Annotated in this window: 16 protein-coding genes; 3 read left to right on the plus strand and 13 right to left on the minus strand. The window is 72.1% G+C overall.

Features of this window, described 5'->3' with window-relative positions; all coding sequences use genetic code 11:
• Positions 1-28: 28 nt before the first annotated feature.
• Both ABGA99_RS24310 and ABGA99_RS24315 read right to left on the minus strand, forming a co-directional pair.
• Positions 29-1,135, minus strand: a complete 1,107-nt coding sequence (locus ABGA99_RS24310; protein ID WP_347579583.1) for an aldose epimerase family protein — start codon at positions 1,133-1,135, stop codon at positions 29-31.
• A gap of 61 nt (positions 1,136-1,196) precedes the next feature.
• A complete protein-coding gene (locus ABGA99_RS24315) occupies positions 1,197-2,099 on the minus strand; it encodes an SGNH/GDSL hydrolase family protein (RefSeq protein WP_347579582.1) in 903 nt (300 codons plus the stop codon).
• A gap of 226 nt (positions 2,100-2,325) precedes the next feature.
• Here ABGA99_RS24315 and ABGA99_RS24320 point away from each other — a divergent pair, with 226 nt between their 5' ends.
• Entirely contained in the window at positions 2,326-2,820 is a 495-nt protein-coding gene (locus ABGA99_RS24320) for a DUF3145 domain-containing protein (protein WP_347579581.1), read from the plus strand.
• A gap of 207 nt (positions 2,821-3,027) precedes the next feature.
• Here the strand turns inward: ABGA99_RS24320 and fabF are convergent, their stop codons facing one another.
• The 5 genes from fabF to ABGA99_RS24345 form a co-directional block, all read right to left on the minus strand.
• Positions 3,028-4,293: a beta-ketoacyl-ACP synthase II gene (gene fabF, locus ABGA99_RS24325; RefSeq protein ID WP_347579580.1), complete on the minus strand. Its 1,266-nt coding sequence runs from the start codon at positions 4,291-4,293 to the stop codon at positions 3,028-3,030.
• A 106-nt stretch (positions 4,294-4,399) separates the two neighbouring features.
• Positions 4,400-4,648 carry an acyl carrier protein gene (locus ABGA99_RS24330; RefSeq protein ID WP_101424732.1) on the minus strand — a complete coding sequence of 83 codons (249 nt, stop codon included), beginning with the start codon at positions 4,646-4,648 and terminating at the stop codon, positions 4,400-4,402.
• An 82-nt stretch (positions 4,649-4,730) separates the two neighbouring features.
• On the minus strand, positions 4,731-5,765 hold the full coding sequence (locus ABGA99_RS24335) for a ketoacyl-ACP synthase III (RefSeq protein ID WP_347579579.1): 1,035 nt from the start codon (positions 5,763-5,765) through the stop codon (positions 4,731-4,733).
• A complete protein-coding gene (locus ABGA99_RS24340; RefSeq protein WP_347583415.1) occupies positions 5,762-6,712 on the minus strand; it encodes an ACP S-malonyltransferase in 951 nt (316 codons plus the stop codon). Before ABGA99_RS24340 ends, ABGA99_RS24335 begins: the two co-directional genes overlap by 4 nt.
• A gap of 89 nt (positions 6,713-6,801) precedes the next feature.
• The gene (locus ABGA99_RS24345; RefSeq protein ID WP_347579577.1) at positions 6,802-8,016 is read right to left on the minus strand and encodes a helix-turn-helix domain-containing protein; all 1,215 of its coding nucleotides are present in this window, start codon (positions 8,014-8,016) and stop codon (positions 6,802-6,804) included.
• Positions 8,017-8,128: 112 nt separating this feature from the next.
• Here ABGA99_RS24345 and ABGA99_RS24350 point away from each other — a divergent pair, with 112 nt between their 5' ends.
• Together ABGA99_RS24350 and ABGA99_RS24355 are read left to right on the plus strand one after the other, a co-directional pair.
• Entirely contained in the window at positions 8,129-8,800 is a 672-nt protein-coding gene (locus tag ABGA99_RS24350) for a pirin family protein (protein WP_347579576.1), read from the plus strand.
• Positions 8,801-9,129: 329 nt separating this feature from the next.
• The gene (locus ABGA99_RS24355) at positions 9,130-10,710 is read left to right on the plus strand and encodes a right-handed parallel beta-helix repeat-containing protein (RefSeq protein ID WP_347579575.1); all 1,581 of its coding nucleotides are present in this window, start codon (positions 9,130-9,132) and stop codon (positions 10,708-10,710) included.
• On the opposite strand, the gene ABGA99_RS24360 is transcribed toward ABGA99_RS24355, so the two are convergent.
• The 6 genes from ABGA99_RS24360 to ABGA99_RS24385 all read right to left on the minus strand — a co-directional run bounded on the left by ABGA99_RS24360 (position 10,647) and on the right by ABGA99_RS24385 (position 18,867).
• The gene (locus ABGA99_RS24360; protein ID WP_347583416.1) at positions 10,647-12,065 is read right to left on the minus strand and encodes a UDP-glucose/GDP-mannose dehydrogenase family protein; all 1,419 of its coding nucleotides are present in this window, start codon (positions 12,063-12,065) and stop codon (positions 10,647-10,649) included. The two genes, ABGA99_RS24355 and ABGA99_RS24360, sit on opposite strands and share 64 nt — an antisense overlap.
• Positions 12,066-12,128: 63 nt before the next feature.
• Positions 12,129-13,151 (minus strand): UDP-glucose 4-epimerase GalE, encoded by a 1,023-nt coding sequence (gene galE / locus ABGA99_RS24365; protein ID WP_347579573.1) that lies wholly within the window; start codon positions 13,149-13,151, stop codon positions 12,129-12,131.
• Between the two features lie 53 nt (positions 13,152-13,204).
• Entirely contained in the window at positions 13,205-15,079 is a 1,875-nt protein-coding gene (locus ABGA99_RS24370; RefSeq protein WP_347583417.1) for a glycosyltransferase family 2 protein, read from the minus strand.
• Positions 15,080-15,197: 118 nt separating this feature from the next.
• A complete protein-coding gene (locus ABGA99_RS24375) occupies positions 15,198-16,223 on the minus strand; it encodes a UDP-glucuronic acid decarboxylase family protein (RefSeq protein WP_347579571.1) in 1,026 nt (341 codons plus the stop codon).
• A 390-nt stretch (positions 16,224-16,613) separates the two neighbouring features.
• Complete coding sequence (locus ABGA99_RS24380; RefSeq protein WP_347583418.1) at positions 16,614-17,717, minus strand: hypothetical protein; 1,104 nt, start codon at positions 17,715-17,717, stop codon at positions 16,614-16,616.
• Position 17,718: 1 nt separating this feature from the next.
• A complete protein-coding gene (locus ABGA99_RS24385) occupies positions 17,719-18,867 on the minus strand; it encodes a hypothetical protein (protein ID WP_347579569.1) in 1,149 nt (382 codons plus the stop codon).
• Positions 18,868-19,112: the final 245 nt, after the last annotated feature.

A 19,112-nucleotide genomic window follows, 5' to 3' on the forward strand; every position in this document is an offset into this window, starting at 1 on the left:
TAAGGAGGCAGGCGGCCGGTGTCAACGGTCAGCGCACGGCGAACTCGTAGACCGTGGCCGAACGGTAATGCTCGCCGGGCCGCAACACGGTCGAGGGGAAGTGCGGGTGGTGCGGGGAGTCGGCGAAGTGCTGGGTCTCCAGGGCGAGTCCGTCGCCGGGGCGGTACGCCCTTCCGGAAGGCCCGGTGAACGACGGGAAGACGAAGTTCGCGGTGTAGAGCTGCAGTCCGGGCTCGGTGGTCAGCACCCGCAGCTCCCGCCCCGAGGCCGGCGAGACGACCTCGGCGACCGGCTCGGGCACGGCGGTGACGCCCTTGTCGAGCACGAAGTTCTGGTCGTACCCCAGGCCGATCAGCAACTGAGGGTGCCCGGAGCGCAGTTCGGCGCCCACGGGACGCGGAGCGCGGAAGTCGAACGGCGTGCCCGCCACGTCCGCGATCTCGCCGGTCGGCGCCGCGGTGGGGGAGTTGACGGTGAACCGGCTCGCGGCGATGCGCAGCCGGTGGTCCTCGACGCTGCCGCTGCCCTCGCCGTCGAGGTTGACGTACGAGTGGTTCGTCAGGCTCACCACGGTCGGCGCGTCGGTGGTCGCCTCGTAGTCGAAGCGCAGCGCGCCCCCGGCGGTCACGGTGTACGTGGCCCGCACGTCGAGGGTGCCGGGGAAGCCCTCCTCGCCGTCCGGGCTCGTCCGCGCCAGCAGCAGCGCGGCGGCCCCGGGCGCGGCCGGCGCCTCGGCGGCGGCCCACACCCGCTTGTCGAAGCCGCGGGCGCCGCCGTGCAGGCAGTTGGGGCCGTCGTTGGCGGGCAGCGGGTAGGTGCGCTCGCCGAGGGTGAACGAGGCGCCGGCTATGCGGTTGGCGTACCGCCCGATGAGCGCACCGAAGTACGGGTCCGGGTGCTCCACGTACTCGTCCACGGTCGCCAGCCCCAGCACCACGTTCGCGTACCGCCCGGCCCGGTCCGGCACCTCCACGGACTGTACGATCCCGCCGTACGACAGCACCCGCACCCGGGTACCGCCCGCGACCAGCGTCCACCGCTCGACGGGCGTGCCGTCGGCGAGCTTCCCGAACGGCTCGGCGGTCACGGAGGGCGCCGGCACGGCGTCGGGCGGGGGCAGGGGAGTCTCGGCCATGACAAAACCCTATGCGCCCCGCCGGGCCTCCCCGCGGGCCACCGCCGGCCGCCCGCCTCGCCTACCCCTCCCGGGCCTCCCGGAGCTTCTTGTACGCGATCTCCGCCAGGACGTTCTGGCCGTCCTCGTCCGGGTGGAAGGAGTCCCAGCGGCTCAGGTGGTCGCCGGTGAAGGCGTACCGGAACGCCGCCCCGTCGTCGTACACGCACAGCGGATGCCGTCCGCACTCCTCCTGCAGCACCGCGTTGAACTCCACCACCCGGTCCTGCACCTCCGTGCGCCGGTCGCTCGCCGAGGCGCCGAGGTCCGAGGGCTCCGCCAGCATCGACTGGCAGATGCCCAGCGACCAGACCTGGCGGGTCACCACACTGCCGCGGCCCACCTCCCACAGCCGCATCAGGCTCGGCACGCTGGAGACGTACACCTGCGTCCGCGGCAGGTCGGCCTCCAGCCGGTCCAGCGAGTCCGCCACCGCCGTGCGGAAGTCCGCCACGGATGTCATGTCCGCCGCACTGTCCGTGCAGGCGTCGTTGGCGCCCATGAGTATCGTCACGAGATCCGGGCGGCGGGCGATGGCCTCGCCCGTCTGGACCGGCAGATCCGCCACTTGCGCGCCCGAACGGGCGAAATTCCATGTGTGCCCCGACGGCTTGTCCAGTAACCGCTGCGCCAGGCTGTCGACGTCCGCCGAGTCGCCCGTCGACCAGGACTTCTCCGGGCAGTCGGTCAGCGGCTCGCAGGCGTGGAACCCGCGCGTGATGGAGTCGCCGAGGGCGGCCACCGACGTCGGCGGCCGGGGCGCCGCCCGCGCCCGCTCCGACGGCGCACCCGCGTGCTCCGCGCCGCCTGACGGCGCGGCAGATCCCTTGTCCTTCCCCTGCGTCGCGTCCTCGCCGGTGCAGCCGGCGAGGACCAGTGACAACGCGACCGCCCCCGTGTAGACGAGTGCCGCCCCTTTGCGCATCCCTGCGCTCCCTCCCGCCCCCGAGGTCCTCCTCCGAACGTGGGTCAGCATGCCCAGGACCGACCGTACGGCACGCGCGGGGTGCGGTGGCACGGTAGCTTGGCTGATGCTCAACGGGCCGTATCGCGGCGGGACAGCACCCGGTGACGGAGTGTCCTGTTTACCCGGAAAGGCGACCCGTGGTGTTTACTCTAGGCAACTTCGAGCCCGCGGATGGAGGCCCCCGGTGACGACACGTGGAGTTCTGTTCGTCCACTCTGCCCCGCGGGCGCTCTGCCCGCACATCGAGTGGGCCGTCGCCGGCGTCCTCGGCGGCCGGATCAGCCTCGACTGGATCCCCCAGCCCGCCTCACCCGGCACGTGGCGCGCGGAGTTCTCCTGGCAGGGCGAGCCCGACACCGCCTCCCGGCTCGCCTCCGCGCTGCGCGGCTGGCACCTGCTGCGCTTCGAGGTCACCGCCGAGCCGTACGCCACCGCGGAAGGCGAGCGCTACAGCTCCACCCCCGACCTCGGCATCTTCCACGCCGTCACCGGCGTGCACGGCGACATCCTCATCCCCGAGGACCGGCTGCGCGCGGCGCTGTCCCGGGCACAGCGCGGCGAGACGCAGCTGGAGGCGGAGATCGCCAAGCTGCTGGGCAAGCCGTGGGACGACGAGCTTGAGCCCTTCCGCTACGCCGGCGAGGGCGCGCCGGTCCGCTGGCTGCACCAAGTCGTCTGACGCGGCCCCCGCCGGGCGGGCCCCACCCGAACGCGAGGGGGCCTCGACGGATTCCCGGTGCCGGCCTGCCGCCCCGCGCACCCCTGCCCCGCACACGGGCAGGTCGGCGCACCCGGGCGGAGTCCCGGGACGGGTGCCGGCCCGGGGCCTGCCGGGAGCAGCCGCTCGCCGCACGGCCCGGGACCGCGCCCGAACTCCCCGACGGCGTCAGGCCGTCCGGAACGCCAGCACCACGTTGTGGCCGCCGAAGCCGAACGAGTTGTTCAGCGCCACGATCGGGCCGTCGGCCGGCAGCGGCGTCGCCTTCACGGCGATCAGCGCCGGGTCGACCTCGTCGTCCAGATCGGCGACGTTGATCGTCGGCGGGGCGATGCGGTGCTTGACCGCCAGCACCGACGCCACCGACTCGATACCGCCGGCGCCGCCCAGCAGATGGCCGGTCATCGACTTCGTACCGGAGACGAGGACATGCCCCAGCTCGTCGCCGAAGACCTTCTCCATGGCCTTGATCTCCGCGATGTCGCCCTGCGGCGTCGACGTCGCGTGCGCGTTGACGTGGACGACCTCGGCGGGCGTCACGTCGTTCTGCGCGAACAGGTTCTCCAGCGCCGCCGCGATCCCGCGGCCGCTCGGCTCCGGCTGCGCGATGTGGTGCGCGTCCGCCGACAGCCCCTGGCCCACCGCCTCGCAGTAGACCTTCGCCCCGCGCCGCTTCGCGTGCTCCGCCGACTCCAGCACCAGCACGCCCGCGCCCTCGCCGAGCACGAAGCCGTCGCGCGCCTTGTCGTACGGGCGGGAGGCGCCCTGAGGGTCGTCGTTGTTCTTCGACATCGCCATCATGTTGGCGAACGCCGCGATGGGCAGCGGGTGGATCGCCGCCTCCGTGCCGCCGGCCACGACGACGTCGGCGCGGCCGGTGCGGATCATCTCCACCGCGTACCCGATCGCCTCCCCGCCGGAGGCGCAGGCGCTGACCGGCGTGTGCACGCCGGCCCGGGCGTTGATCTGCAGGCCGACGTTGGCCGCCGGGCTGTTGGGCATGAGCATCGGCACCGTGTGCGGCGAGACGCGCCGGGCGCCCTTGTCCCGGAGGTTGTCGTACTGCTCCAGCAGCGTCGTCACGCCGCCGATGCCGGAGGCGACGACCGCGCCCAGCCGGTCGGGGTCGACCGCCGCGTCCTCGCCGGCCTTGGCGGTGAAGCCGGCGTCGGCCCACGCCTCCCGGGTGGCGACCAGCGCGAACTGCGCCGCCCGGTCCAGCTTGCGGGCCTGCGGCCGGGGGATGGTCTCGGTGGGCTCCACCGCGACCTCGCCGGCGAAGTGCACGGGCAGGTCGGCGGCCCAGGCGTGGTTCAGTTCCGCAATGCCGGAGCGGCCGGCCACCAGGCCCTCCCAGGTGGATGCGCTGTCGCCACCCAGCGGTGTGGTGGCGCCGATTCCGGTGACGACCACGGTGCGATCGGTCGCGTTCACGTCGATGCTCACTCCGAAGGTTGAGGTGTTTCTACGGCGCCACCGTGGGCCGCCGCCCGCGCCGGGGGCGCGGGGGAGGGGGTGGCGACAGCGGGAGGGACGTCGGTCAGCTCTGGTGCTTGAGGATGTAGTCCGTGGCGTCGCCGACGGTCCTGAGCGCCTTGACGTCGTCGTCCGGGATCTTGACGTCGAAGCGCTCCTCGGCGGCGACGACGACCTCGACCATGGACAGCGAGTCGACGTCCAGGTCGTCGGTGAAGGACTTGTCCAACTGGACGTCCTCGACCGGGATGCCGGCGATCTCGTTCACGATCTCCGCGAGACCGGCGACGATCTCTTCCTGAGTGGCGGCCATCTTGGGGACTCCTTCTTTCCGTTCCTTGAGGGTTCTCAACTGGGAGTGAGCTGCACGGCGGCCGGGCGGGCCCGGCCGCGGGTCAGGGGAGGGTCACGACCGTGGCGGCGTAGACCAGTCCGGCCCCGAACCCGATGACGAGGGCGGTGTCCCCGCTCTTCGCCTGCCCGGTCGCCAGCATCCGCTCCATGGCCAGCGGGATGGAGGCGGCCGAGGTGTTGCCGGTGGTCTCGATGTCGCGGGCGACCGCGACATGCTCCGGCAGCTTGAGGGTCTTCACCATCGAGTCGATGATCCGCATGTTGGCCTGGTGCGGGATGAAGACGTCCAGTTCGTCCGGCGTGATGCCGGCCGCGTCCAGGGCCTCCTGGGCGACCTTGGCCATCTCGTAGACCGCCCAGCGGAAGACCGTCTGGCCCTCCTGGGTGAGCGCCGGGAACTTCACGTCGCCGTTCTCGTCCACGGGCAGTTGCCCCAGGTCGCCGATGCGGAAGCGGTCCCACGGCACGGTCTGCCTGATGGTCTCGTGCTTGTCGCCCTCCGAGCCCCACACCGCGGGGCCGATGCCCGGCTCGTCGGCGGGGCCGACGACGACCGCGCCGGCGCCGTCACCGAAGAGGAAGGCGGTGGTCCGGTCGGACAGGTCGGTGAGGTCCGAGAGCCGCTCGACGCCGACGACGAGCACGTGCTCCGCGCTGCCCTCCACGATCAGGCCCTTGGCCAGCGTCAGCCCGTACCCGAAGCCGGCGCAGGCGGCGGAGATGTCGAACGCGGCCGCCTTGCGGGTGCCCAGCAGATGCGCGATCTCGGTGGCGACCGACGGCGTCTGCATGAAGTGCGAGACGGTCGAGATGATCACGGCGTCGATCTGCTCCGCCGTCACGCCGGAGGCCGCGAGCGCCTTGCCGGCGGCCTCGACGGACATCTGCGCGACGGTCTCGTCGGGACCGGCCCAGTGCCGCGTGGAGATACCGGAGCGGCTGCGGATCCACTCGTCGGAGGAGTCGATGTACTGCAGGATCTCCTCGTTGGGCACGACGCGGGTCGGGCGGTAGCCGCCGACGCCCATGATGCGGGCGTACGGAGCACCCTTGGTGGGGCGGATCTTCGCGGTCATGCGCTCTCCTCCGCGGCGGCGGCCGTCTCGGCGACGGCGGCGCGGGCCTTCTCGATGTCCTCGGGAGTCTTCAGCGGCACCGCCGCCACGCCCTTCAGGGCGCGCTTGGCAAGGCCCGTGAGCGTGCCGCCGGGGGCGGCTTCCACCAGTACGGTCGCGCCGTTCGACGCGAAGGTCTCCATGCAGGCGTCCCAGCGCACCGGGCTGGCGACCTGCGCGACCAGCCGCTCGACGACCTCCGCGCCCGACGCCACGACGCGGCCGTCGCCGTTGGACACGTACGCAATCCGCGGGTCCGCGGGGGTGAGCTGCCCGGTCCTCGCCGCCAGCGCGGACACGGCGGACTTCATGTGCTCGGTGTGGAAGGCGCCGGCGACCTTCAGCGGGATGACGCGGCGTGCCCCCTCGGGCTTGTCGGCGGCCAGCTCCGCGAGCTGCGCGGCGGTGCCGGCGGCGACGACCTGCCCGGCGCCGTTGACGTTGGCGGGGGTGAGGCCCAGGCGGTCCAGGTGCGCGAGCACGGTGTCCTGCTCGCCGCCGAGGACGGCGGACATGCCGGTCTCCGTGACGGCGGCGGCCTCGGCCATGGCCAGGCCCCTGGCCCGTACCAGCGCGATGGCCTCCTCGTCGGTGATCACCCCGGCGAGCGCGGCGGCGGTCAGCTCGCCGACGCTGTGTCCCGCGACCATGCCGACCTCCTGGCGCAGCGGCCCGGGGCCCTTGAAGAGCGCGTACGCGCTGACGAGGCCGGCGGCCACCAGCAGCGGCTGCGCCACCGCGGTGTCGCGGATCTCGTCCTCGTCCGCCTCGGTGCCGGCGCGGACCAGGTCGAGCCCGGCGACGTCCGACCAGGCCGACAGCCGCTCGGCGACGCCGGGGAGGTCGAGCCAGGGGGTGAGGAAGCCGGGCGTCTGGGCGCCCTGGCCGGGAGCTACGAGTACGAGCACCCTTCAACCTTCTCTTGTCGGGGGTGTCTGCCGCCCGTGGGGACGGGGACGAAGAACACCGGAGGGATTTGTTGAGTCCGAACAAATGACTAGGGCTGGGGTTCCGCCTCCGTCAGCCGGCCGAGGATCAGTGCGATACGCAGAGTAAACGCCGAACGGACATCGGACGGAGACCAACCCGTGACATCGGTCACACGTCGCAGCCGGTAGCGAACGGTGTTGGGGTGAACGAACAACATCCGCGCGGCGCCTTCGAGACTCGACGCCTGCTCCAGGTAGACGCTCAGCGTCTCCAGCAGCGCGGAGCCGGCCTCTGCCAGAGGACTGTAGATCTCCTCCACCAGTTGGTCACGCGCCGCCGGATCGCCGGCGATCGCGCGCTCCGGCAGCAGGTCGTCCGCCAGCACGGGCCGCGGCGCGTCCTCCCAGGCCGAGCACGCCTTCAGCCCGGCCGCCGCGGCCTGCGCGGAGCGCGTCGCGGCCAGCAGGTCGCCGACGACGGGACCGGCGACCACGGGACCCTGCGCGAACGGGCCGATCAGCGCCTTCGCCGCCTTCAGCGGCTCCGTGCTGCCGCCCGCGATGACCACCAGCCGGCTGCCCAGCACCCCGGTCAGCACCTGGAGCTTCGCGTGCCGCGCGGCCCGCCGGATCGCCTCCACGGTCAGCTCGCTGTCCCCGTCCGGTGCGGTGCCCAGCACCACGCACACGTGGTCCGGCGAACTCCAGCCGAGCGCCGCCGCCCGGGACACGGCGCCCTCGTCGGCCTCGCCGGACAGCACCGCGTTGACCACCAGCGACTCCAGCCGGGCGTCCCACGCGCCGCGGGCCTCCGCGGCCTGCGCGTAGACCTGGGCGGTGGCGAAGGCGATCTCGCGGGCGTAGACGAGCAGCGCCTCGCGCAGCGCCGACTCGTCGCCGGGCGCGGCGACGTCCTCGATCGCGGACTCCATGACCTCGATCGTCGTCCGCACCATCTCGACCGTCTGCCGCAGCGTGATCGCCCGGGTCAGCTCCCGCGGCGCCGTGCCGAACACGTCGGTGGAGATCGCCTGCGGCGTCTCGGGGTGCCGGAACCACTCCGTGAACGCCGCGATACCGGCCTGCGCCACCAGCCCGATCCAGGAGCGGTGCTCCGGGGGCATGGCCCGGTACCAGGGCAACTGCTCATCCATCCGGGCGATGGCGCCGGCGGCCAGTTCCCCGGACGACTTCTCCAGCCGGCGCAGGGTCGCGGCGTGCGGATGCTGCAGCCGAGCGGCGTCACGGTCGGGCGGCTCGGGTGTCTCGGTCGGTTCAGGCACGGGTCTAGCCTGCCCTATCCGGGTCGCGTCGGACGAAAGCGGCGTCTTCCCGCGGGGGCCACGGCCGCTTCGAGGGGCTTCGGGCGGCTTCGCGGCGGCGTACGGTGGCGGGGTGATTCAGCTACGGCGGGGGCGGGGGCGCTACCCCGGCGGGGACGCGGGGGCCGGGATCGAGACGCTGCACGCGTTCTCCTTCGGCGGCTTCTACGACCCGGGCAACGTCCGCTTCGGCTCGCTCGTCGCGTGCAACGAGGAGCGGCTGCGGCCCGGCGCGGGCTTCGCCGAACACCCGCACCGCGACATGGAGATCGTCACGTGGGTCCTCGACGGCGAGCTGACCCACGAGGACTCCGCCGGCCGCAGCGAGGTGGTCCGCCCCGGGGACGTCGCGCTGCTGTCGGCGGGCACGGGCATCCGGCACGTGGAACGCAACGCGGGCGCGGCGCCGCTGACGTTCCTCCAGATGTGGCTGATGCCGGCGGCCCCGGGCGGCGACCCGGCGTACGAGGTGGTCCGCGGCATCGCCGACGGCACGCCGCTGGCGGTCGAACGGGCGGCGTCGGTCCTGTACGTACGCCGGCTGCGCGCGGGCGAGCGGACGGCGCTGCCGGACGCGCCGTGGGTGTACGTCCACGTGGTCCGCGGGGCGGTACGCGTCGGCGGCGAATCCCCGGCGGCGGGGCCGGGCGACGCGGCCCGTATCGCGGGCTGCGAGGGTCTTGACCTGACGGCACAGGGCCCGGCGGAGGCGCTGGTGTGGGAGATGCAGACGGGCGGGGAATAGGGCTTTTTGGCGCGGGCGCTTGGCGTGCCGAAAGCGCCCTGGCCCGCTTCATTCCTCTGCGTCATGTCGCTCACGAAACCGGGCCGCGGCCTCTGGCAGGCTGATCTCCCCGCCGGAGAGCCGCCGTTTCCCCGGCCATCGAGTCGGCTGCCGCCAGGGGAACCGGTGAGGCAACCGGGGAGTGGAGTGCGCCGATGCGGACAGGCACCAGGGGGCCCGGCGGACCACCCGAACCCGCGGGCCGCGTCATGTCCGCCGGTTCGCCGCGCAGGCGGGATCTGACGGCCGGGTCGGCCGCGCTCGTATGCCTCCTGCTGTTCGGATGCGAGGTGCCCAGGCCCTACGTCCCGCCGAGCAAGAACTCCGGTGGCGGCTATACGTACTACGTCAGCCCGGACGGCGACGACGGCCACGACGGTCTCTCCCCGTCGCAGGCCTGGCGGTCACTGGCGCGCGCCGACGAGGTGAGGCTCAAGCCCGGGGACCGGCTGCTGCTCAGGGCCGGTGCGCGGTTCCGCGGCGAGCTGCGCCTGGAGAAGCGGGACGCGGGCAGCGCCGAAGCTCCCGTGAGAATCGAGTCGTACGGCAGGGGACGCGCCACGATCGCGGCCACCGGCGAAACGGGGATCTCCGTCCACAACACCGCCGGTATCGAGATCCGCGATCTCGAACTCGTGGGAAACAGGGCATCGTTCAGGAAGCGGCCCGGGATCAACTTCTTCGCCGACGAACCCGACGGCGGAAAACTGGACCACGTCATCGTGGACGGCGTCGACGTCTCCCACTTCAGGACCGGGATCAGCATCGGCGCCGGCAAGGGCACCGCGGGATTCCGCAACGTGCAGATCAGCAACTCCACGGTGCGCGGCAACAAAGACGCCGGCCTGTCCACCTACGGGCCCGCCTTCGACGCCCGCGATCCGGCGTACGCGCACGAGCGGGTGACCGTCTTCCGGGTCAAGGCGTACGGCAACGACGGCGACCCGGCGGCCCACGGCCGCAACACCGGCAGCGGCATCGTCCTCGGCAGCGTCCGCCGCGGCAGGGTGCAGCGGGCGGTCGCGCACGACAACGGGGCGAAGTCGGCCGCCAGGGCGGTGGAAGGGCCCGAGGGAATCTGGACCTACGACTCGACCCGCATGGTCATCGAGCACAGCGTCTCCTACGCCAACCACACCGGATCGCGTTCGGACGGGGGCGGGTTCGGCCTGGACAACAACGTGTCCGCGTCGGTCCTCCAGTACAACCTGTCCTACCGCAACGACGGCCCCGGCTACCTGGTCTACACGGCTGTCGACAACCGCGCGCAGAAGGACAACACCGTCCGCTTCAACCTCAGCGGGAGCGACTCCCGGAAGCTGCACCTGTACGGCGGAATCGTGGCCTACGGGGAGTGGGTCAAGAATGTGCACATCTACCACAACACCGTGGTGCAGGAGGCGAACGGCCCCTACCTCGTGCCGGCCCTTCGTCTGCAGGAAGGGCTCACGGGCGCCACCGTACGCAACAACATCTTCGTCACGGACGGAGCCCCGCTGGTCGAATCGTCGACGGCGTACACACCGGCCGAGGTGAAGATCCAGGGCAACAACTACTTCAGCACCGGTGCCTGGCAGGTGACGTGGGGCGACCGGAGGTACGGCGCGCTGAGCCGGTGGCGCAGTGCCGCGGGTCAGGAACGACTCGGCTCCACGGCGACGGGGACCAGCGAGGATCCCTGCCTCCCGGGGGCGGCGGCCCCGATCACGGGTGTGACCGGAGCCGCCGAGATGGTGCCCGGGTGCGCCGACGGGGTGACGGGTGCGGTGGACCTGAAGGCACTCGGCGTCGACCCCGGCCCGGTGGACTACTTCGGGGAGAGGCTCAGCGAGTCGGCGACCGCCGGAGCGGCACTGCCCGAGGCACCGTGAGGAATGACGACGCGCGGGGGCTGCCCGCCGGCGACCGTGGCCGGGGCCGGCCGTCCGAGCGCGTGCACGGTCCAGCCCGCGGCGCGCCACCGGTCGGCTTCCAGACCGTTGCGTGCGTCCAGGACCTTCGGCGCGCGTACGACCGCGGCCAGTGCGACGGGATCGAGGCGGCGGTAGTGACTCCACTCGGTCAGATGCAGCAGCAGATCGGCGTCCCGGCACGCCGCGCTCACGTCGGTGGCGTACCGCAGGGCCGGCAGGACCCTGCGGGCGTTGTCCAGGCCCTGCGGGTCGTGGACGTGCACCTCGGCGCCCTGGTCGTGGATCGCCGCCGCGACGGCGAGCGCGGGTGAGTCGCGCACGTCGTCGCTGTCCGGCTTGAACGTCGCGCCGAGGACCGCCACCCGGCGTCCGCTGAACGTCCCGCCGGCCAGGTCCCTGGCGAGGGCGACGGTGCGGCTGCGCTGCCGCAGGTTGATCTCGTCGATCTGCCGCAGGAACGCCACCGCCGGGCCCACGCCGAGCTCCTCGGCGCGGGCGGTGAAGGCCCGGATGTCCTTGGGGAGGCAGCCGCCGCCGAAGCCGAGACCGGCGGAGAGGAAGCGCCGGCCGATGCGGGTGTCGTGGCCGATGGCGTCGGCCAGGGTGACCACGTCCGCCCCGGCCGCGTCGCACACCTCGGCCATGGCGTTGATGAACGAGATCTTCGTCGCGAGGAACGAGTTGGCGGCCGCCTTGACCAGTTCGGCCGTCGCCGGATCGGTGCCGACGTACGGAACGCCCGCCTCCAGCATGGGTGCGTACACCGCGCGCAGCGTCTCGTCCGCCCGGCTCGAACCGGCGCCGACCACGAGGCGGTCCGGTTCGAGGGTGTCCTGGACCGCGAAGCCCTCCCGGAGGAACTCGGGGTTCCAGGCGACCTCGGCGTCGACCCCCGGGGCGAGTTCCCGCAGCCGGGCGGTGAGCCGGGCCGTCGTGCCCACCGGGACCGTGGACTTGCCCACGATCAGGCACGGGCGGTGCAGATGCGGCGCGAGGGAGTCGATGACCGCGTCGACGTGGCGCAGGTCCGCCGCCTGGGAGCCGCGCTGCTGCGGGGTGCCCACACACACGAAGTGGACCTCACCGAAATCGGCGGCCGCGCGCAGCGAGGTGGTGAACGCAAGCCGCCCGGAGCCGACGTTGCGGGTGAGCACGTCGTGCAGACCCGGCTCGAAGAAGGGCGGCGTGCCTTCGGCCAGAGCCCTGATCTTCCGGGCGTCGACGTCGACGCCGAGGACTTCGTGCCCGATGTCCGCCATGCACGCGGCATGCACGGCTCCGAGGTATCCCGTACCGATGACCGTCAATCGCATACCTGTCCCCATCTGTAGAACGTCCGGCTCCTGACACTGACGACACTGCTGACTGCGGAGGGATCAGTCGGGGTAGCCCGACGGATTCAGCTCCTGGAACGCCCACGCGTCGCGGCACATGGCCGCGAGATCGCGGGTCGTGGCCCAGCTCCAGGCCCGGGCCACGGCGCCCGGGTCGGCGACGAGCGCGGCCACGTCGCCCGGCCGCCGCGCGGTGATCTCGTACGGGATCGGCCTGCCGCACGCGCGCGTGAACGCCGCGATGAGTTCGAGGACGGAGGTGCCTACGCCGGTGCCGAGATTGAAGGTGCGCATTCCGCTCTCGTCACCGAGATGTTCGAGAGCGACCCGGTGCCCTTCGGCCACGTCCCGCACGTGGATGTAGTCGCGGACCCCGGTACCGTCGGCGGTCGCGTAGTCGTCGCCGAAGACGCGGAGCCCCGGGAGCCGCCCGACGGCGACCTGGGCCAGGTACGGCATGAGGTTGTTCGGCACGCCCCGGGGGTCCTCGCCCAGCAGCCCGCTCTCATGGGCGCCGACCGGGTTGAAGTACCGCAGCGCCAGGACGCTCATGTCCGGCAGCCGCCGGCAGGTGTCGGCGAGCACCTGCTCGCAGAGCCACTTCGTCGTGGCGTACGGGTTGGTGGGCCGGGCCGGGTCCGCCTCGGTCAGCGGCACCCGGGTGGCGTCGCCGTAGATCGAGCACGACGACGAGAACACCAGGCGGTGCACGCCGTGCTCGCGCATGGCGGACAACAGCGCCGTGGTGCCGCCGACGTTGGTGTCGTAGTACTCGACGGGCTGCCGTACGGACTCGCCGACCGCCTTCTTCGCGGCGAAGTGGATCACCGCGTCGAAGGAGTGGGCGGCGAACACCTCGGACAGCGCGCGCCGGTCCCGCAGGTCGCTCTCGTACGCCGCGGTGAGCGGCCGGCCGGCGACCTTGGCGACGCGCTCCAGGGCGCGGGGTGAACTGTTGGAGTGGTCGTCGACCACGACCACGCCGTAGCCGTGCTCCAGCAGCTCGACGCACGTATGGCTGCCGATGAACCCGGCACCGCCGGTCACCAGCACTGTTGCGGACATGGGAGTACCTCTTTCGACCTCGTCACGGGTTGCGGGGGGAAGCGGGGCCGGTCTCACCAGCCGATGACGCCTGCCAGGTAGACCGGGTACATCGAGAGGGCCCAGGCGAGCGGGACGAGCAGCGCGGCACCGGCGAGGAGCGGCACGCCGGCCGTTCCCAGTGCGCGGCGAAAGCGCACTCCGGTCGCTCTGGCCGTCTCGACGACGTGCAGCACCGCGACCACCAGGGTGACCAGCGCGTACGAGACGGCACCGGCGAGGCAGAGGAAGACGTAGCCGACGGCGGGACCGGTCAGCTCGCCGATGATGGCCGCACCCGTCAGCACCGAAGCGATGAAGAGATGGGGGGCCACCAGCCGCAGCGGCAGGGGCTCCAGACCGTCGCGGCTCTTCGGCGTGACCTTGAAGACGACCGTCCGGGGACGCAGCCGCTGGAGTACGGCCGTGCTCACCCCCCAGACGACGAACGGCCAGCGGGAGAGGCTGAACAGCCAGTTCTCCCAGCTCACCACCGGGGCGTCCCGGGGACGCAGCAGGCCGCGCCGACGCATCATCAGGGCCAGGAGAACCATCCACACGGTCATCGCCCAGAAGTGGCCGAGGAAGGCGAAGTAGTTCACGTCGAGCCACGGCAGCCCGGTGACGGCCGCGACCGGAGGCAGCGTGAGTCCGACCGTCGACGTCAGTGCGAGCAGCGGGTAGAACGACAGCGCCAGCACGAACCGTGCACGCAGCCACCCGCTCATCCGGCCCAGGTGCCGGGGCACCAGGCCCATCATCATCACCGTGAGACTGCGCGACCACTGGAACTCCTGGGTGACCATCGCCGCGAAGGTGATCGGCCCGTCGCCGTGGGCCTCGGCGTCGATGGCGAACGCCCCCTGCCAGCCCGCCGAGTTGAGCAGGAAGGCGGTGGAGAAGTCCTCGGCCAGCTCGGGACCGATCCCCCCGATGTCGCGCAGGGCCCGGGTGCGCACCGCGTAGTGGGAGCCGATGCAGACGGGAGCGAGCCCTTCGTTGTGCCCGAGCTGGACGGCGCCGTGGAACATGGCCTCCCGGTGCAGCCGGCCCCGGGCCGACCACGAGGCCGCCGCGTTGGCGTCGCACACGCTCGGGGCGGCCACGTAGCCGACGGCGGGATCGGCGAACGGCCGGATCACCTCGGTCAGATAGCTCCGGTGCGGCACGTGGTCGCAGTCGAGCTGGGAGACCACGTCGTAGTCGCGGTACCCCCAGTGGTCGTAGAAGTAGGCGAGGTTGCCCTCCTTGCAGCGCGTCCGCCGCGGCCAGGTGGCCCGGTGGTAGTCCGCCCGGCCGCGCCGGCACGACACCCGCACCCCGTTGGCCGCGCACCACCGGAGGACCTCCGCGGACGGGTCCTCGTCGCAGAGCCACACGTCGTACGGGTACGGGAAGTCCTGCGCCAGCATCGCCAGGAGCGTGCCGCGGGCCATCTCCCACTGCTCCGACGGCGCGCGCGTCACCACGAACGCGGCGCGCACGTGCGGAACGTCGATCGCCGGACTGAACCTGCGCAGCCGCAGGACCGGGACGAGGAAGTGCAGGGGCATGAGCGACAGGTACATCAGGAGTGCGCTGTTCACGATCAGCCCCACCCAGCCGATCCGGTGCGCGGGCTGCAGCCACCACACCCAGAACCAGACCAGGCACACCAGCCAGCCGAGCACCAGGATCGTCACCTTCCACCGGTCGGCCCGGGAGAACACGGAGACGAAGCTGCCGGCCCGGGTGCGCAGGGACGGTGAAGGGCGGCCGAACGTCGGTCCGCCGGCGGGGATGCGGACGACGTTGCCGTCCGAGAGTGCGAGGATCCGGGCACGCAGGTCTTCGTGCGAACCGGTGGGCGCCGTCCGGCTTTCGCCGGTTGCAACAGCCTGACCTGCGAGCCCTGACTCTGCCTGCGTCATGGGAACGTGCTCCGGGAGTGGTCTCGGCGCGGCAACGCGAGAGGTGCGGGCCGCGCTGGGCGAAGGGGGCGGCGGCCGGAACCGCGTGACGTCCGGCGGTTCCGGCCGGGGGCGTTCGTCAGAACCCGGCCTCGGCCGCCGTTCCGGCGGGCACGACGGCGGGGGCGCCGTCCTGCTGCCCGCCCCGGATCGCTGCGGCACCGGCCGCCACGTCCCGGGGCCGTGCGGCGAACCACTCCACCGTTCGCCGCAGCCCTTCCTCGATGCCCACCTCCGGGTACCAGCCGAGCCGTTCCTGCGCGCGGGTGATCACCGGGCGGCGGCGGGCCGGGTCGTCGACGGGGAGCGGGTGGTACTGCAACGCGGACGTGGCACCGGTGATGCCCAGCACGAGTTCGGCAAGCTCCGTCACGGTCCGTTCCGCCGGGTTTCCCAGATTGAACGGACCGTCTTCGGGCGAGTCGAGCATCGCGACGATGCCGCGGACCAGATCGTCCACGTAGCAGAAACTGCGCGTCTGCTTTCCGTCGCCGTAGATCGTCAGCGGCTCGCCGGTGAGGGCCTGGGTGATGAAGCTGGACACCACGCGGCCGTCCTGCGGGCGCATCCGGGGGCCGTAGGTGTTGAAGATGCGCAGGATGCCGGTGTTCACCGAGTGGCTCCGCCGGTAGGCCACCGAAATCGCCTCGGCGTACCGCTTCGCCTCGTCGTACACACTTCTGGGCCCGACGGGGTTGACGTTTCCCCAGTAGTCCTCTCCCTGCGGATGGACCAGGGGGTCCCCGTACACCTCGCTCGTCGACGCGAGGACGAAGCGGGCATCGTGCCGCCGGGCGAGGCGGAGGCAGTTCTCGGTGCCGCGGCTGCCCACGGCCAGCGTCTCCAGCGGCCTGCGCAGATAGTCGGGCGGCGACGCCGGGCTCGCGAGATGCGCGACGGCGTCGATCCGCCCCGGAACGTCCACGGCGACGCTGACGTCGGTGTGGAGGAATTCGAAGGCGGGGTGCGCCCTCAGGTGGGCGATGTTCTCCGGGTCACCGGTCGAGAAATTGTCCAGGCACACTACGGAATCCCCGCGCCGCATCAGTGCTTCGCACAGATGCGACCCGAGAAAGCCGCCGCCACCGGTCACGGCAACGCGCATGTCTCTCTCCACGAATCAAGGATGAAACCTCGGCTCCGCGACCGGGTACGCCCCGCCCCTTTCGCGGCGGAGTAGTTCCTGGATTGGAGACGGCTCTCGGTGAACCGCAGAAAAAGCATATGGGTATAAGTAGGATATTCATCAAAGGGCGTCGGGCGTGCAGGGCCGATCAGCCGTACGCCGAGCGGCCCACCCGCCGCTGTGACCACTGACGGGGCGTCTCCGTAGGGCCGGCCCCGCCGCCTCCGGCTCACTCACGCGAGTGAACCGACGCCGCGCGCGTCGCACCGCCCCGGGGGCCCCTCCGTGACCCCCGGGCGCCCCTCCCGCCGTTCGCCGCACCACGTGCCGGGCGGGCGGCCCGGTCGGCGGTCACCGCAGCGCGACCGCTCAGTCGACGCGCCGTACGCACATCTCCGCGAGGATCTCCGCTCCCTCCGGCATCTTCTGCAGCGGCTCGTACTTCTTCGCCGCGGCTGCCTCCTCCAACTCCTTCGATGCCGTGGGGTCGGCTGCGACCAGAAGGATCATGTACTCGTGACCTTTGTCCCCGGCGGCTCCCACCGACGGAATCCGCATGGTCCAACTGCTGCTCGCGGCCCGGGTCCTGGCTCTCGGGCCGGGCCACAGGGAACTGTCGTTCACCGGCTGGGTGATCTCCCACAGCGTCGCCCCCTTCGCCATCGTGGCGGTACCCCGGAGGGCCGGCGGATTCTCCCGGTGGACGGGGAGGCATTCGTCGGGGGCGACCTGCGGGCTCGTGATGACGGCGGAGCTGGCGCCGCGCTGATCGAATCTGTTGGCACGGTCGGACTGCTCGTTGGCGCGGTGGGCCTCCAGGATCGCCCAGCCGCCGAATCCGACGCCCAGGAACGTGAGCGTCACCGTGATCCACGTGCTGGCGGTCAACTGCCGCGATCGCGGCCGGTCTTCGGGCTGCGCTCCAGCGGGGGTCGTACGGTGGCCGCTTTCCGCCCCCGTGTCCGCCACGCTCTGCGCCGCGCTTTCCGCCGCCGCGGCCGGGGGTGCGTGACCGGCCGGGCCGCCGAGCGGTGGTGAGGTGCGCAGCCGGTATCCGGCCTCGTCCGCGGCGAAGGCCCGGAACGCCTCCAGCGCGTCCTGTTCGGCCCGCCGGATCCAGGCCGGCGGAACGGAGTCCGGCGCGGGCGAGCGGCGGACGATGCCGTAGACGATGCGCAGCGGCCTGCCGAACCCGTCCCGCGGGGGGCTGCCCAGTAGCGCCAGGGCGGCCTCGTCGAGATCGCCTGCTTCGAGGGCACGGCTGGTGTAGGTGACGTGCACCGACTGCCCCTGGTGCGGTGGGGACTGCCCGTGGAAGAGGTCCCCGTCGGGGTGGTCGGCGGAGACCAGGTCGGTGAGCACGCCGGTGCCGGTCCCCAGGAACTCCGGGGCGCTCAGCACCCGGTAGCCCTCGTTCCGGCCGCGGGCGACGGCGAACGTGCCGGCGACCGCCCCGCCGTGGTGAGCCGCCATCTCAGCCCACCCGCCTGAGGACGCCCTCGGGCAGCGCGCCCTCCGCGGCGTCCGTCTCGCGGCGCATCTCCTTGAGGATGAGCCGTGCGGCCTCCATGCCGGCGCCCCCCTCGGCGTCGTCGTTCCTCAGCCAGGCCGCGTCCGGCGGCAGGCCCGCCGACCGCCCGAGCCGCGGTTCGACGCCGATCATCCAGCGCAGCACGTGCAGCGGCAGTCCGCCGCCCGGCACCAGGGCGAGCTGGTCCAGTACCGAGGTGAGCACGCCGAATCGCATGTCGGAGCGCTGCTGGTGGTTCCGGGACGCCTCTGCTCCGCGGTCGTGGGCACTGGCCTGGGCCCGCGCGAGCGCCTCCGCACGGTCGAAGATGTCCGGCACCACGGAGGAGAACGGCAGCGTCACGCCCGTCGGACTGACGTTGCCGGCTGCCGTCTTGACCACCAGCCCGGAGGCGTCGAGCCGGGCGAACCCCGGGCCGACCGCACTGATCGGGAAGAGCCGGACGGTGAAGGCGGCGTCCTGGCGTTCCACCAGCCAGCGGAAGGCGTCGTTGGAGTGGAGGAACCGGCGTACCCGGGTGACGAGTTCGGTGTCGGTCTGCCCGGTCGTCTGCAGCAGGTCCCATTTCGTCACCGCGAAATTGACGGAACACCTGACGTGCCGCAGCGCGTCCACGAACGTGCTGACCGCGTGCTGGAGTCTCCCGCCCGCGTCGAGGTCCCCGCCGATCGCCCGAAGGACGTCGTGTCCGTCGAGGAGGGCCATGACCGCGTGTGCCTCGGCGATGTCCCGGTGGAGCATCTCCTGTTTTCCGCTGCCGTCGTCGCTGTGCGTCACGAGTAATTCTCCGGCATATTCGGTGTACCGGATCGTGAACGCCGGGTGGAACTCCCCGCCGCGTACCGGGGCCGCGGCGGTGAAGTGGAACCTGCGGAAATCCCCCCTGCTGGTCCCGGCCGGCCACGGTGCCGAGGAGTCGCCGATCGTTCGGAACATCGCGTTCAGCTCGACGGCCTGCTCCCGCGGCGCCTCCAGAGAGAAACTCCGCCCGTCGGCGGGGGCCTGGAAGCGGTTGTAGACGCTTGCGAGCAGCAGCGTTTTCCCGGCGCCCGGGAGCCCCACGGAGACGATGTTGAACTGGGGCGGAGACACCGGCCCGGCTTCCGCCCCCGCTTGCCGGGCGACCGACACTCGTTGCCGTACCCGGAAGAATAAGCCGACGAGAACCGCTACCAGCGCTGCGGCGAATGCTGCTTCCATGGACCTCGTTCCCCCATCAAATGGCGTTCCGCATCCACGTCCGTCGGTGTCCGGGGCGGAGACGCGACGCCAGTGTCGACCGGCGGCAGACCGACGGCTATCCACTGGACGCACCCCGTCTGTACGCTGAGCGCAAG

Source organism: Streptomyces sp. B5E4 (assembly GCF_039871555.1).
Classification (GTDB): domain Bacteria; phylum Actinomycetota; class Actinomycetes; order Streptomycetales; family Streptomycetaceae; genus Streptomyces.